Annotated in this window: 15 protein-coding genes; 13 read left to right on the top strand and 2 right to left on the bottom strand. The window is 42.4% G+C overall.

The window, feature by feature from the left end:
• The first annotated feature begins 569 nt into the window (after window positions 1-569).
• The 6 genes from L2730_RS05425 to L2730_RS05400 are packed head-to-tail and all read left to right on the top strand — an operon-like array spanning window position 570 to window position 5,521.
• Window positions 570-1,352, top strand: coding sequence for a DUF3450 domain-containing protein (locus L2730_RS05425; RefSeq protein WP_044555953.1), 783 nt, complete (start codon window positions 570-572; stop codon window positions 1,350-1,352).
• On the top strand, window positions 1,352-2,707 hold the full coding sequence (locus L2730_RS05420) for a MotA/TolQ/ExbB proton channel family protein (RefSeq protein ID WP_248973664.1): 1,356 nt from the start codon (window positions 1,352-1,354) through the stop codon (window positions 2,705-2,707). The genes L2730_RS05425 and L2730_RS05420 overlap by 1 nt, the downstream gene beginning before the upstream one ends.
• Complete coding sequence (locus tag L2730_RS05415) at window positions 2,707-3,231, top strand: MotA/TolQ/ExbB proton channel family protein (RefSeq protein ID WP_044555952.1); 525 nt, start codon at window positions 2,707-2,709, stop codon at window positions 3,229-3,231. The genes L2730_RS05420 and L2730_RS05415 overlap by 1 nt, the downstream gene beginning before the upstream one ends.
• Window positions 3,232-3,244: 13 nt before the next feature.
• On the top strand, window positions 3,245-3,649 hold the full coding sequence (locus L2730_RS05410; protein ID WP_020913264.1) for an ExbD/TolR family protein: 405 nt from the start codon (window positions 3,245-3,247) through the stop codon (window positions 3,647-3,649).
• 1 nt (window position 3,650) lies between these two features.
• Window positions 3,651-4,271, top strand: a complete 621-nt coding sequence (locus L2730_RS05405; protein ID WP_020913263.1) for an energy transducer TonB — start codon at window positions 3,651-3,653, stop codon at window positions 4,269-4,271.
• A 2-nt stretch (window positions 4,272-4,273) separates the two neighbouring features.
• Window positions 4,274-5,521: a tetratricopeptide repeat protein gene (locus L2730_RS05400; RefSeq protein WP_248973663.1), complete on the top strand. Its 1,248-nt coding sequence runs from the start codon at window positions 4,274-4,276 to the stop codon at window positions 5,519-5,521.
• A 109-nt stretch (window positions 5,522-5,630) separates the two neighbouring features.
• On the opposite strand, the gene L2730_RS05395 is transcribed toward L2730_RS05400, so the two are convergent.
• The gene (locus tag L2730_RS05395) at window positions 5,631-6,137 is read right to left on the bottom strand and encodes a diguanylate cyclase domain-containing protein (protein ID WP_248973662.1); all 507 of its coding nucleotides are present in this window, start codon (window positions 6,135-6,137) and stop codon (window positions 5,631-5,633) included.
• 120 nt (window positions 6,138-6,257) lie between these two features.
• Between L2730_RS05395 and L2730_RS05390 the strand changes: the two genes are divergently transcribed.
• The 6 genes from L2730_RS05390 (at window position 6,258) to L2730_RS05365 (ending at window position 11,838) form a co-directional block, all read left to right on the top strand.
• Window positions 6,258-8,036, top strand: a complete 1,779-nt coding sequence (locus L2730_RS05390; protein ID WP_428848439.1) for a DUF885 domain-containing protein — start codon at window positions 6,258-6,260, stop codon at window positions 8,034-8,036.
• A gap of 148 nt (window positions 8,037-8,184) precedes the next feature.
• Window positions 8,185-8,463 carry a peptidylprolyl isomerase gene (locus tag L2730_RS05385; RefSeq protein WP_020913259.1) on the top strand — a complete coding sequence of 93 codons (279 nt, stop codon included), beginning with the start codon at window positions 8,185-8,187 and terminating at the stop codon, window positions 8,461-8,463.
• 32 nt (window positions 8,464-8,495) lie between these two features.
• Entirely contained in the window at window positions 8,496-9,029 is a 534-nt protein-coding gene (locus L2730_RS05380) for a GNAT family N-acetyltransferase (protein ID WP_248973660.1), read from the top strand.
• Between the two features lie 78 nt (window positions 9,030-9,107).
• A complete protein-coding gene (locus L2730_RS05375; protein WP_248973659.1) occupies window positions 9,108-9,341 on the top strand; it encodes an RNA-binding S4 domain-containing protein in 234 nt (77 codons plus the stop codon).
• A gap of 18 nt (window positions 9,342-9,359) precedes the next feature.
• Window positions 9,360-9,746 (top strand): ribonuclease E inhibitor RraB, encoded by a 387-nt coding sequence (locus L2730_RS05370; RefSeq protein ID WP_248973658.1) that lies wholly within the window; start codon window positions 9,360-9,362, stop codon window positions 9,744-9,746.
• Between the two features lie 121 nt (window positions 9,747-9,867).
• Window positions 9,868-11,838 (top strand): NERD domain-containing protein kinase family protein, encoded by a 1,971-nt coding sequence (locus tag L2730_RS05365; protein WP_248973657.1) that lies wholly within the window; start codon window positions 9,868-9,870, stop codon window positions 11,836-11,838.
• An 80-nt stretch (window positions 11,839-11,918) separates the two neighbouring features.
• Here L2730_RS05365 and L2730_RS05360 read toward each other — a convergent pair whose 3' ends face one another.
• Window positions 11,919-12,806, bottom strand: coding sequence for a LysR substrate-binding domain-containing protein (locus L2730_RS05360; RefSeq protein WP_248973656.1), 888 nt, complete (start codon window positions 12,804-12,806; stop codon window positions 11,919-11,921).
• Between the two features lie 121 nt (window positions 12,807-12,927).
• On the opposite strand from L2730_RS05360, the gene L2730_RS05355 reads away from it, so the two are divergent.
• Window positions 12,928-13,701 (top strand): TSUP family transporter, encoded by a 774-nt coding sequence (locus tag L2730_RS05355; protein ID WP_248973655.1) that lies wholly within the window; start codon window positions 12,928-12,930, stop codon window positions 13,699-13,701.
• Window positions 13,702-13,704 lie beyond the last annotated feature (3 nt).

Here is a 13,704-nt window from a genome sequence, read left to right as displayed (position 1 = left end):
TTATTAGCTGGACTTCCCTCCATTCAGTGCCGTTGCACCCTGTAAACAAATTATTAGAAACACTTAGCAATAAAAGCATATTCCCAAAAATACATGATGGAATAGGTGAGGTGCCGTGCTGTTTGGGGACGATTATCTGAATGTCCTGCTAAAAAATTTGCTAACTTACGAATGTTAGGTTAATGAAATGTTAAACTTTCTTGGTCTTGGTGGATTTTAATAAAACCAGTAATATCAATAGTTAAGTTTATTTTTTTAATTCGGTTTGTACCAATCTTCTACAGTGTTGTTTTGCATAGTTGTTTAAAAATGCCCCTTTTGCATGTTTTGTATCCTGTAAGCCCCTTTTTAGACAGTTATAGGTGATTCCAAATGTTGACACAGGTCAACATTTTGTGAAATGATGCCAGCGGGTCTACATCCTCGAAGGTGTAGAAAAGGGAAGATAATAATTAACAATCACAATAGAAAGACGAGCTTAGGCACTGGGAACTAAAGCAAAATAAGCGTACGCACCCTGTTGTCGATAAGTTAAAGCTTTTTTAATCACTTCAAATTGGTTGGGAACTATGTCCAAGGTAAGCAATAAAACAAAAATCGCTACAGCGCTAATAGGCGCACTAGCCCTAGCAGGCAGTAACTTAGTGATTGCCGATCCTCTTTCTGATGTTCAGAAAGCAGACAGTAAAATTCACGCTGAAGCGGCAACGTCTCAGAAGAAAGTTGATAAGTATTTTGACCAAGCTCAGGACATGTTGTTCGAGTATGGTTCAGTTGCTGACGAGCGTGAGTCACTAAAATCTTATAACGATTACGTAGCAGGCTTGGTTGCAGACCAAGAAGCTACCATGAAATCTATTCAAGATGACATCAACGGTGTTGATGCATTACGTCAAGGCGTTGTGCCATTGATGTTTAAGATGGTTGATGCATTAGAGCAGTTTGTCGCTCTTGATCTGCCATTTAACACTGAAACACGTGTAGAGCGTGTTCAAAACCTTAAGAACCTTCTTAATAGCGCTGAAGTTACACTTGCTGAAAAGTATCGTCTAATTCTAGATGCATACTCAATTGAGCGTGAATACGGCAGTTTCGTAGCAGTTAAAACCGGTCAGCTAGAGCTTGATGGTAAAGAAGTACTTGTTGACTTCTTCAACCTTGGTCGTGTTGCTCTATATGCACAAAGCTTAGACGGAAAGGCTGCTTGGATGTATAACGATGAAACAAAAGGTTGGGACGCATTAGATGATAGCTATCTACGTGAACTAACTAAAGGTATCCGAATTGCACGTAAACAGGGTGCTCCGGATCTATTCTCGTTACCAATTCCTGCTGCGGAGGCTGCACAATAATGAAGAAGTTAATTACTACAGCAATCGTTGCTGCGAGCCTGACATTAACTGCAGGTTTTGCTAGCGCTGCTGATGCACCAAAAACAATCGATCAACTACTTAATCAAGTTAAAGTTGACCGTGCGAATGCATCTAAGACTAACGCAAAGCGTGAGCAAGAGTTCAAAAACGAGCGTGGCGATAAAGCTGCACTGTTAAAGCGTGAGAAAAATGCTTTAGCTGCAGAGCGTCAACGCGGTAAAGACTTAAACCAAGCTTTCTTGGACAATGAGCGTAAAATTGGCCAGTTAGAAGAAGACTTGAAAACAGCTCAAGGTGACTTGGGTGAGATGTTTGGTGTTGTTAAAGGTGATGCAGGTGATTTCGCTGGTAAGCTAGGCGGTTCAAACATCTCTGCACAGTACCCTGGTCGTGACGTATTTATTGCTGACCTTGGTGCTCGTAAGCAACTACCTAAAATTGACGAACTAGAGCGTTTCTGGGAAGAGCAGCTGTTTGAAATGGCTGAATCTGGAAAAGTTGTTAAGTTTGACGGTTCAGTAACTGGCATCGACGGTAGTGTTACTAACACAACAATTACTCGTGTTGGTCCTTTCAACCTGCTTGCAGATGGTAAGTACGTTGTTTATAACGCTGACCTAGGTCTAGTTCAAGAGCTATCACAGCAGCCTGACGGTTACCAAGTAAGCCCTGTCGCTAAGTTCGAAGCAACGACTTCAGGCACTGCTAAGCTTTACATTGACCCTGTAAAAGGTGTTCTACTAAATATCTTTACGCAGAAAGCGACTATTGAAGAGCGTATCGAAGCGGGCGGAACAATCGGTTACATCATTATTGGTCTACTTATCCTTGGTGCTCTAATTTCTATCGAGCGTTTAATTACTCTTGGTGTTGTTGGCGCTAAAGTGAATGCACAACGTAAGAATGTTGATAACCCTGGTAACAACGCATTAGGTCGTGTACTTAAAGCTTACCAAGACAACAAAGATGTTGATGTTGAAACGCTAGAGCTGAAACTTGACGAAGCAATTCTAAAAGAAACGCCAGCGCTTGAAACTCGTATCTCTATCATTAAGGTACTTGCGGCTATCGCTCCTATGATGGGTCTACTAGGTACTGTAACCGGTATGATTGCAACCTTCCAAAGCATTCAGTTGTTCGGTACGGGTGATCCTAAGCTAATGGCTGGTGGTATCTCTATGGCGCTTATGACAACGGTACAAGGTCTAGTTGCTGCTCTACCACTTATGCTTATGCATGCAGTTGTTATCGCACGTAGCAAGTCAATCGTACAAGTTCTAGAAGAGCAAAGTGCGGGTATTGTTGCTTCACACGCTGAGAAGAGGAAAGCCTAATGTTATTCCTGATGGATATCTGGGATTCCGTCAGGGGCTTCATGGCCTCCGGGGGCGACGTCCTCTGGCTGGTTGCGGCTGTATTGTTTGTCATGTGGGTATTGATGCTTGAACGCTACTGGTATCTAAATTGGATATCACCAAAAGAGCACAAAGCAATCATTAGCGCATGGGAAGCACGAGAGGATTCAACCTCTTGGTATGCTCACCGCATCCGTGAAGCTTGGGTATCCCAAGCGAAGCAAGATTTAACCGCACGTATGCTGTTAATCAAAACACTAGTAGCAATCTGTCCTATGATAGGTCTACTAGGTACTGTAACCGGTATGATTTCAGTATTCGATGTGATGGCAGTTCATGGGACGAGTAATGCTCGTATGATGGCAGCTGGTATTTCAATGGCGACCATGCCGACAATGGCGGGAATGGTTGCAGCATTATCGGGAGTATTCTTTAGTACTCGCCTTGATGCAAAAATGAAAATCAGTTTAGCAAAGCTAAAAGACAGCATGCCTCACCACTAGAGAGAGATTGAACATGGCACGTAGAAAGCATTCAAGCGTAGACGAAGAAGCTGAGATTGATATGACACCGATGCTCGACATCGTGTTTATCATGCTGATCTTCTTTATTGTAACAACCTCGTTTGTAAAGCCATCAGGCCTTGACTATAACAAGCCTGAAGCGTCACAAGCGACTAAGAAGCCTTCTGCTAACATCTTTATTGGTGTGAGCAAGACAGGTGTCATCATGATGGAAAACCGTCAAGTTGATATCGAGCGTGTAACTGCAAACGTAGAACGTATGCTTGCAGAAGCACCTGAGGCTGCAGTATTAATTCAAGCAGACCAAGAAGCTAAACATGGTTTAGTGGTTAAGGTCTTAGATAACGTTAAAGCTGCGGGTATCGATAAGATATCTGTATCGGCGGGGAACGAATAATATGCTGAGAGGAATAGTATCATTCATTATTGGTGGTGCTGTGACTTTTGCTTTGTTTGTCTTCATGGCATTTTTGGTAGGTGGCGGTCCAACCCGCCACGATTCCTCGACAGAAACACCTGTCATTGAAATCACCATGAACAAAGATGATGCATCAGCGCAGAAAAAGCCAAGGGTTAAGCCTAAACCGCCTACGCCCCCAGAGCAGCCGCCAAAGCCGGATACTACGCCACCAGATAGTTCATCTGACATAGATACAAATATGTCATTTAACATGGGTGGAGTAGACGCTGGTGGTGCTAACACTGGATTTAAACTGGGTAATATGATGACACGAGATGGCGATGCTACGCCTATCGTACGAATCGAACCTCAGTATCCAATTGCAGCAGCCCGTGATGGTAAAGAAGGCTGGGTACAGCTAAGCTTTACTATTAACGAACTGGGTGGTGTTGAAGACGTAAAAGTCATTAAAGCTCAACCTAAGCGTATCTTTGATAAAGAAGCTCGTAGAGCACTTAAAAAGTGGAAATACAAGCCTAGAATTATTGATGGTAAAGCGCAAAGGGTACCAGGTCAGACTGTCCAACTTGATTTTACTTTAGATAAAGGAGGAAGATAGTTATGCGTAAAGTTAATACTATCGCAGCCGCCTTATTGCTTAGCTTAGGCGGAAGCCTTGCTATCGTGCCTGCAGTATCTGCTGCAGAGAAATGCCCGATAGAAAAGCGTAAATCTAAAGCTGTAGGTCAAAGTGTAGCTAAAAAAGTTCAGAAATCATTTGACGCTTATACAGAAGGCAATCTTGATGAAGCACTTGCTATTCTGCTAGAAGCAAACGCTAAAAATGATTTTGATAAAGCCTATGTAGCAAGAATGCTTGGTAACTTTTACGCTGAAAAAGGTCAGATGAAAACCGCTGTTAAGTATCTAAAAACAGCTGTTGATGCCGATATTTTAGGTGGTGTTGACCATGCAGGCACTCTGAGGCTTTATGCTGATCTCTTGATTCAAGAGAAGAAGTTTAAGGAATCAATTCCAGCTTATTACAACTGGATGGAGTTTACCTGTAAGGAAGACGCACAAGTCTATCGTCGTATAGGTATCGCGCACTCTGAGCAAAAGCAGTGGGATGACGTTCTTAAAGTTGCAGATAAAGGTCTAGCTATTTCTGAAAAACCTGATAAAGGTTTATACCAGATGAAGCTGACTGCTTATTTCAACAAAAAGAACTATAAGCAAGCCGTTAAAGTACTAGAGACCATGGTGCCGTTGTTCCAAGACGATAAACGCCTTTGGGTTCAACTTGCTCAGTTCTATCTGATGACGGAAGACTTCACTAAGTCGTTAGCGACTTATGACTTGGCTTATAAGAATGGATTTTTGGAAACAGCGGGTAACATTCAACGTTTAACCCAGTTGTTAGCACAGAATGGTTCGCCATACCGTGCAGCTCAAATCTATGCTAAGCATATGAAGTCAGGTTTAGTTAAAGAAGATGAGAAAACGCTGACCATCTTGGCTGGTTTTTACCATAACGCGAAGGAGCTGAAAGAGGCTGCTGCGACTTACGGTAAAGCTGCTGCTATAGATAATGACGGTAAGCTTTACCTTCGCCAAGGACGTATTTTGTCTTTGGATGGAAAAAGCAAATCTGCAATTACAGCACTTAAGAAAGCACTTGATGCTGGCGTTAAGAGCCCTGGTGAAGTTCAGTTTGAACTCGCACTTGCTTACCTTAACTTGAAGCAGTATAAGAGCGCATACAAGTATGCCAAGCTTGCGGCAAACGACAAGAAAACAGGTCGTGCAGCTAAAAGTTATATCTCTTACATTAAAGAAAAAGCACGTGTTCATAACGTAACGCTTTAACTTTAACGAGTGAAAAAAAGCCTCTTTATAGAGGCTTTTTTTATTTCTGTAATAAATAAACCTGAAGAAAACACCGCTTATATGTACTTATCGAAGCGGAGTGCAAGACTCAAAGTTTAATCAGTTGGCCTGCTCTAGAGTGATTATCACGCATGCTGAGGCTTTGCTGTTCGACTGTTTCAAAGAGTGTTTCTGGGTATTTATTGGCTGAAGGCAGACAGATGCAACCATTTAGTTCATAGGATATTTCCGTATGCGCTTGGCTTTGATAGGTTTTATTGAAGTCGGCTATTTTATGTTCTACGCGGTCAATAACCACCTTAGCACCATTAATATCTGTTTCGAAAATAGCTAGTGCAAATGATTGATTATTTATCCTAGCGAGCAGATCTGTGGTGCGCATTAACGCCTGTTGAACCTGCTTCATGAATAATTCTAACAATTGAGGTTGGGAAATAGTTTCATGAATGTGCGGGCATAGATACAATAAGGCCAGACTTTGGTGATCGCGTATATGGCGATGCCATTCACGATTGAATACTTCCATGAAATAGGTTTGGTTATACACGCCAGTTTCAGGATCTCTAAAACCAGAATTACTAAAAGAGTAAATCATGAGTCACTCCTATACGACTTATGGTTAAGTATAGAAAAGATCGCTCACTTACATTGAATAAAAGGAAGATTTGGAATGAAAAAGGCGATAGTCGCATTGTCCATAGGTATGGCACTTGCTATGACAGGTTGTGGTGAAAAATCAAACAGCCAATTAAATGAAGTAGATACAGTTAAGAATCCAGTCGCCAGCCAAGAGCAGACTGTTGCGCAAGAGTATCTATTATTAGTCGATAATTTTTTCAAAAAGCAGCTAGAACTAGAGCCCATTTATGCAACTTTTGTTGGCGTAAATGATTTTAACGACCAATTCGGTGATGGTTTGTCTGATGAGTACCTTACTAAGCGTCACAATTTAAATAAGCGCTACTTGGCTGAAGTTAAAAAGTTAGATCGCAGTCAGTTACCTGAAGATCTTAGGCTCAGTTATGACATGTTTACTTATGATCGTAATGTCGCCTTAGCTGATGAGACATTCCCGAATCACTTTATGCCGATGAACCAGTTTTATAGCACTGTGATTAGCATGGTTCAGTTAGGCAGCGCCGAAAGCGCACAACCATTTAAAACGGTGGAAGATTATCGGAATTGGGAAAAGCGTCTGCTTGGTTTTATCGAGTGGATGAAGCAAGCACAAGTGCGTATGAATGAAGGGATTGAGAGCAAAGTTGTGTTACCGCGAGTGCTAGTCGATCGCATTATCCCACAGCTGACTGCTCAGTTAGTTGCTAAGCCAGAAGATAGTTTATTTTATACACCTATCAGCATGATGCCAGATTCGTTCTCTGCTGAAGATAAAGCAGCGCTAACGGCCGAATATACAGCGCTTGTTGCTGACAAGCTGATCCCAGAAATGACGGCGTTGAGAGATTATTTCCAGAATACGTATCTCAAGTCAGCGCGCGCGAGTGACGGTTGGTGGGGCCTGCCTAATGGCAAAGTCTGGTATCAACATTTAGCCAATACTCATACTACAACTACAATGCCTGTCGATGAGATCCATAAAATAGGTCTCGAAGAGGTTGCCAGAATACTATCAGAGATGGATAAGGTGCGTCAGCAGGTTGGCTTTAAAGGCGATTTGACCGCTTTCTTTGCATCGCTTTCTTCTGAGCCACAGTATTTCTTTGACGACCGTCAAGGGCTTGTAGATGGCTATATGGCGTTAAAAGATAAGATAAATGTTGAATTACCTAAATATTTTAACGTCATGCCAAAGGCCGATTATGTTGTTAAACCAGTTGAAAGCTTCAGAGAGAAGTCTGCTGCGGGTGCATCTTACGAGTCTCCGGCTGTTGATGGATCGCGTCCTGGTGTTTTCTATATCAATACCTATAACCTAAAAGCGCAGCCAAAGTGGGGGATGACGACTCTGTCATTACACGAAGCTGCACCAGGACATCACTTCCAGATAGCGATTAAGCAAGAGCTAACCGGCGTACCTGAGTTCCAGCGTTTTGGTGGCTATACTGCTTTTGAAGAGGGTTGGGCACTCTACGCTGAGTATCTAGGCATTGAAATGGGACTTTTTGAAGATCCATATCAGTACTTTGGTAAATTGTCAGATGAGATGCTCCGTGCGATGCGACTCGTTGTTGATACAGGTTTACATGCCAAGGGCTGGACGCGAGAACAGGCTATTCAGTACATGATGGATAACTCACCTATGGCTGAGTCTGACATCATTGCCGAAGTAGAACGTTACATGGCAATTCCTGGTCAAGCATTATCTTATAAGGTTGGTCAGCTTAAGATCCTCTCTCTAAGAGCACAAGCGGAAGAAGCCTTAGGTGATAAGTTCGATCTGAAGGCATTTCATGATCAAATACTGACTTCAGGTTCACTGCCAATGGAAGTGATGGAACTGAAAGTTAATGAATGGATTGCATCTCAACAGTAAATGAACTTTTGCTGCTCGAGCAACAGGTAATATAAATACTTTTTAAACCCAGCTTTTATCAATATACTAGCTGGGTTTTTATTTTCTAAAATTCGTCAAAAATACATAAGTATTGACTGACAGGTTTATAATCATTAGGAGTTACCCCATGGTACAAGCAACCGCAAGACACTTACTCGTAGAAACAGAAGAAAAATGTGAAGAGCTAAAGCAACAGATTATAGCTGGTGCTGATTTTGCTGATGTAGCGAAAGCGAATTCTTCTTGCCCATCTTCAGCTCAAGGTGGCGATCTAGGTTCATTTGGCCCAGGTATGATGGTTAAAGAGTTCGACGAAGTTGTGTTTAGCGCGCCTTTGAATGAAGTTCAAGGTCCTGTTAAGACTCAGTTTGGTTACCATTTATTAGAAGTAACAAGCAGAGGCTAACCACAATTGTTTGTGGTTAAGTAGGACAATGTATGCTCGAACTATATACCGATAGACTTAGACTAAGGAGTGTTGTCTGCAGTGACTGGGATAACTTTCTCTATACTCATTCAAGTGAAGAGTTGAATAAGTATGTGCGAAAACCTCAATCTGAATCGGTTATACGGCAAAAGTTCGAGCGTATTATTCAACCGAATAAATTGGAAGAAGACGATACATTATTGCTGCTGATAGAGGATGTTCATCGACACTTATTTGTAGGTTTTATTAGCTTACATAATATCAGCGAGGCTTTAGGGCAATTAGAAGTTGGTTATATGTTGCATACTGAGGCCCATGGGCAAGGTTATGCTAGTGAAGCACTCAAGGCATTGGTTGATTGGGTATGCCTAGCGCATAGGCCACATAAACTGATCGCTCATTGTGCAAACGACAATATTGCTTCGACCAAGGTACTTGATAAGTGTGGCTTTATTCAAGAAGGCTTACTAAGGCAAAACTGGAAAGTCGGTGATACATGGCTAGATGAACGACTATATGGGTTGCTCGTCGCAGAAAGAGTGTAATCACAACAAAAGCTTTCAGGTCGATTGCCAATACAGTGTTATAATGCTGTCAGTTTAGTTATTTTAAGGCGAATTACAGTGAGTTCAGATACTCCAACGCTGACATTAAAGTCAGGCGAAGAATACATAGAATTATACAAAGTACTTAAAGTACAGGGAATGATAGGCGGTGGCGGAGAAGCCAAGCATGTTATTTCTGAAGGTATGGTTACTGTTAACGGTGAAGTTGAAACCCGAAAACGTAAAAAAGTGATTGCTGGTGAAGTGGTTAGCTTTAACGGTGAATCTGTGCAGATTATTGCCGAAGCTTAACAATCAAACGAGGTTTATATGCAGTTTCCAGATGATGACAACGGCAAAATGCTTGCAGCGATGGCCGATGCTGGTATCGATCTATCCGTAGCACTCGATGTTGATTTTTTCTTGGTGTTTGAAGATCAACGTGATGCCGAATCTGCGATTGAAGAGTTAGGAAAGTCAGACTTAGAAGGCGAGATCGAGCTTCTATTAAATGATGACTCTGGTAAGTGGGAATTGATCGTATGTCTGAATATGATCCCTGAGTACGATACGATAGTAGAGCAAGAGCTTAGCCTGCATGAGTTTGCACAAGAGTTTGGTGGTATCACTGATGGCTGGGGCGTTATGCAGCATCAAGAGGGCGACGATGAGTTCGCTGAAGATGACCACGAATGCAGCGATGACTGCAAACACTAAATTGCGCATAAATTAAGCGTAAGGTGTTAGTTTTAAAAAAGGCCACTTAAATAAGTGGCTTTTTTGTGCCCAGACGTTGAGAATGTTGAAGATAATATAATTGCCACTGAAGGAGATAAGAATGGCAAGAATGATTAGTTTTGGAACACCGGTGAACGATGCCGAACGTTGGGCATTCTCCCTGTTGGCCGACGAGCTTCCTGAAGACTATATCTTATTGACCAATGTTGAGATCCCGACTAAATCGGGTCAAGCAATGGAAGTTGATGCACTCGTCATTGGTGAGTGGGGCGTTTATGTCGTCGATGTTAAAGGTTATATAGGACGATTAGATGCAGGATTGCATGCATGGTCTCTTGATGGACGTGAAGTTGATAATAGTTTAGCTAAAGCCAACTATGTAGCGCGTGTCTTAGCGGGTAACGTCAAGCACAAAATCCCTGTCGGCGTTTATGCTCCTTGGTGCCAAGGTATGGTATTTATTACTGGGCGAAAGGGCGAAGAGATTGAACTCGAAAAGCATCAAGGCTCATTAAGTATCTACACGCCAAAGCAGATAGTTGCAGCGCTTACTAAAGAGTGGGGGCTGACTGCACCGAGGAAACACCAAGTTACCGATACCCAGAAAGAGTTGGTACTTGAAACAATTGGCCAAGTGGCAATTGTTGAGCAGCGAAATAACAAAATTCAAGATTTTACCAAACTAAAATGTTTGTTTATTCAAAGCGGCTTAGAAGTATGGCAAGCCGAGTATAACCCAGGTGAATGGACGGCACCTTGGCTGTTGAAAGTATTGATCCCGACTCAGTTTGAAGAGCGAAGCCAATCAGAAACACATGAAGCTCAGTTAAGAAGCGAATTCCAACGTTTACAAGCATTATCAGGCTGCAGTGGTGTACCGTATTGTGCGCCATTAATACAAGATGGTGAGCAATTAGTGCTACCTATTCGTATGCCTCGTGGTGTACCGCTCAATGTACTTGAGTCTGAGCAGATGACCACTTATCAATTACTGGAGATCCTACGCCGAAGTGTGTCCGGGTTGCAACAGATCCATCGCCGCGGATTTACAGTCAGCGGCTGGACGAGTAATTGTGTATTTGTGACTGACATGGGTGACGTCGAGTTTATCGATATTAAGGACACATTGAGTGTGAGTAGCGATATTAAAGCTTACGCACAAGGTTTCCTAGCGCTAGCAGAACAAACAAAGCAGCCTAGAGTTTACCAATGGTACAGAGCCGCTGTAGCGGGAGAAACAACAGATTTAGATGCGTTGCGGTGTGATCTGTCAGCCTTGATTGATCAAGGAGTATGTGACACGGTTCCTGAGAAAATTGATATTACTAAAGGGGCGATAATTGACCACCATTTTGAGCTAAAACAGTTTATCGCCGCCACTAATACGAGTCAGTTTTGGCGTGCAAAGCACCTGCAAGGCCAATATCAATGTGGTGTGTCAATATACAGCAGTGTAGAAGCGACTTGGCCAATGTTGAGTAATATCTACCGAAGCTTGGCAAAAGTGTACCACCCTCATATAGAGAAAGTGCTTAGTTTTGGGCAATTGCCACAAAGTGAAGAACTGTTTATTGCGAGAGCTTGGGAATATGGGGTTTCAATTGATGAGCTTACCGATATTGAACTGGGTCAACCAATAATGTGGTTTACCCAGTTAATTACTGGTTTGCAGTATATGCATCAAATGGATATCTACCACGGCGCCATCTGTCCTAAAAATATTATCTGTAACCCAAATAAGGCAATTTTGGTCAATTTTGGAATAGGTTTAGATATCGCTGCAAGTCACTACGCAAGTCAATATGCTGATCCTACACTTTGGGATGTTGAGGGGCCGGCTGAGAAGGATCTTTATGGTCTGGTCGCTAGCTTTATTGATGCATTGACTCCAGGCAATCTAAAGGGTGATTTAGGGCAAGCAGGGATCATACAAGCACTTGATGCATTTGATCGAGAATGGTTCGGAGAAGCGCTCTACGATGTATGCCAAAAGGTGTTGCGATTTGAAATAAGTATTCAACCTGGAATGAACTATTTAGAGTTGTTCGATTTAGTTGAAGAGGAGTTTTAGATCTAGCTATCCTCTCATTCTACTTCAATTATTATGTTGAAGTAGATGAGGGTTAACAGTCCTTAATTAAAGCCGCTTTATCAATTACGATAGGGTTGAAAGATTTCCAGTAACCAATCAATAAATGATTGTACCTTCAATGATAGGTTACTTGATTTTGGCGTTAATAAGTAATAACTGTATGGGCTGGTAAATTTTGCGTCAAAGGGGATCACCAGTTTACCGCTCGCGAGTTCATCTTCAATAAAGAAACGCGGAATGAGTGCCACTCCCATACCACTGGCTGCAGCTTGGCTCAGCATATAAAAATGCTCTACGCCAAACTTGTTTTCGGTGGTGAGTTTTATGCCAACATCTTCAGCCCAGACATTCCAAAGATCGGGCCGAGTTGTGTGTTTGAGCAGCGTCATTTGATTGATTGCTTCCAAAGAGGATAGTTGCAGACTCATTTCTGGTGAACAAACAAGGCAAAGATCCTCATCCATCAACTTCATCACATTGGCACCTTTCGGTGCACTTGTAGCGCTGCGAACCGCAATGTCGTACTTAGCACTACTGAAATCAACATCGAAATCGCCAATGGAGAGATCAACATAAAGATGCGGAAAGCGTGATTTAAACTGCTCCATTCTAGGAATAAGCCAGCTGATGGTTAAGCTTGGCAGTACATTTATCGCCAGTGTCTGCGCCTGTAATGGCTGAATCATCAAATCAGCGCTAGCGCTATTTATTGTTTGTAGCGCCGATTGAATGCTGACAAAGTACATTTCGCCCTCATCAGTGAGCCTTAGACTGCGGTGTTGGCGAATAAAAAGAGGCAAGCCAACATACTCTTCTAATATTTTTACCTGTTTACTAATAGCGCCATGGGTAACAAATAATTCCTTGCTAGCAAGCGTAAAACTCATGAGTCTTGCTGCAGACTCAAATGCTCGTAGTGAGTTAAGTGGCGGAAGATGTGAGTACATTTGTCATGCCTTAGTAATTTTTGTGTGAGTTTATCTCACTCTAAATATACGATAACTCCTTTGTGTTTCGACTGCAAACCTCGTTTAATAGCTGCACTTAATGGCTTGGGCTTTATTCTAAATGACAATCGAACTTACCTTAGAGCTTATTGCTCTGCTATTTTTTGTGGCAATGCTAGCTGGTTTTATAGACGCCATTGCTGGAGGAGGCGGCCTGTTAACGATTCCAGCTCTTATGTGGGCAGGATTACCACCAACAGCAGCGTTAGCCACTAATAAGTTACAAGCCTGCGGTGGTAGTTTTTTTGCCAGTATGTATTTCGTCCGTAAAGGGCTCGTTAGTTTGGCAGATATGAAGCTCAGTATTGCCTGCGCCTTTGTTGGCGCTGCTCTTGGTACTATTGCTGTTCAGATGATAGACACGGCGTTTCTTGAGGTGATGCTGCCGTTTCTAATTTTGGGAATTGGTGCTTACTTTCTGTTCTCAAAGAAAATCAGTGAAGAAGATAAGCATCAAGTACTTACGCCAGCCGTTTTTGCCTTTACAGCGGCGTTAGGCGTTGGGTTTTATGACGGTTTTTTTGGTCCTGGCACGGGTAGTTTCTTTGCTTTAGCCTTTGTATCGCTCGCAGGTTTTGGTTTGGCAAAAGCGACAGCCCACGCCAAGGTACTTAACTTTTCCACCAATATCGCATCACTCACTTTCTTTGCCATCGGCGGTAAAGTTTTCTGGGTGCTTGGCGCAGTCATGCTTGTTGGTCAAGCAATAGGAGCAACATTAGGGTCGCGTTTAGTGGTCACTAAAGGTACCAAAATAATCAAGCCATTAGTGGTTATTATGTCTATTGCCATGAGCGTAAAGCTACTGTCTGATCAATATGGATTTTTTTCTTAAATT

It is taken from the genome of Shewanella kaireitica (genome assembly GCF_023284045.1).
In the GTDB taxonomy this organism is placed as follows: domain Bacteria; phylum Pseudomonadota; class Gammaproteobacteria; order Enterobacterales; family Shewanellaceae; genus Shewanella; species Shewanella kaireitica.
This window is presented reverse-complemented; position numbering and strand designations above follow the sequence as displayed.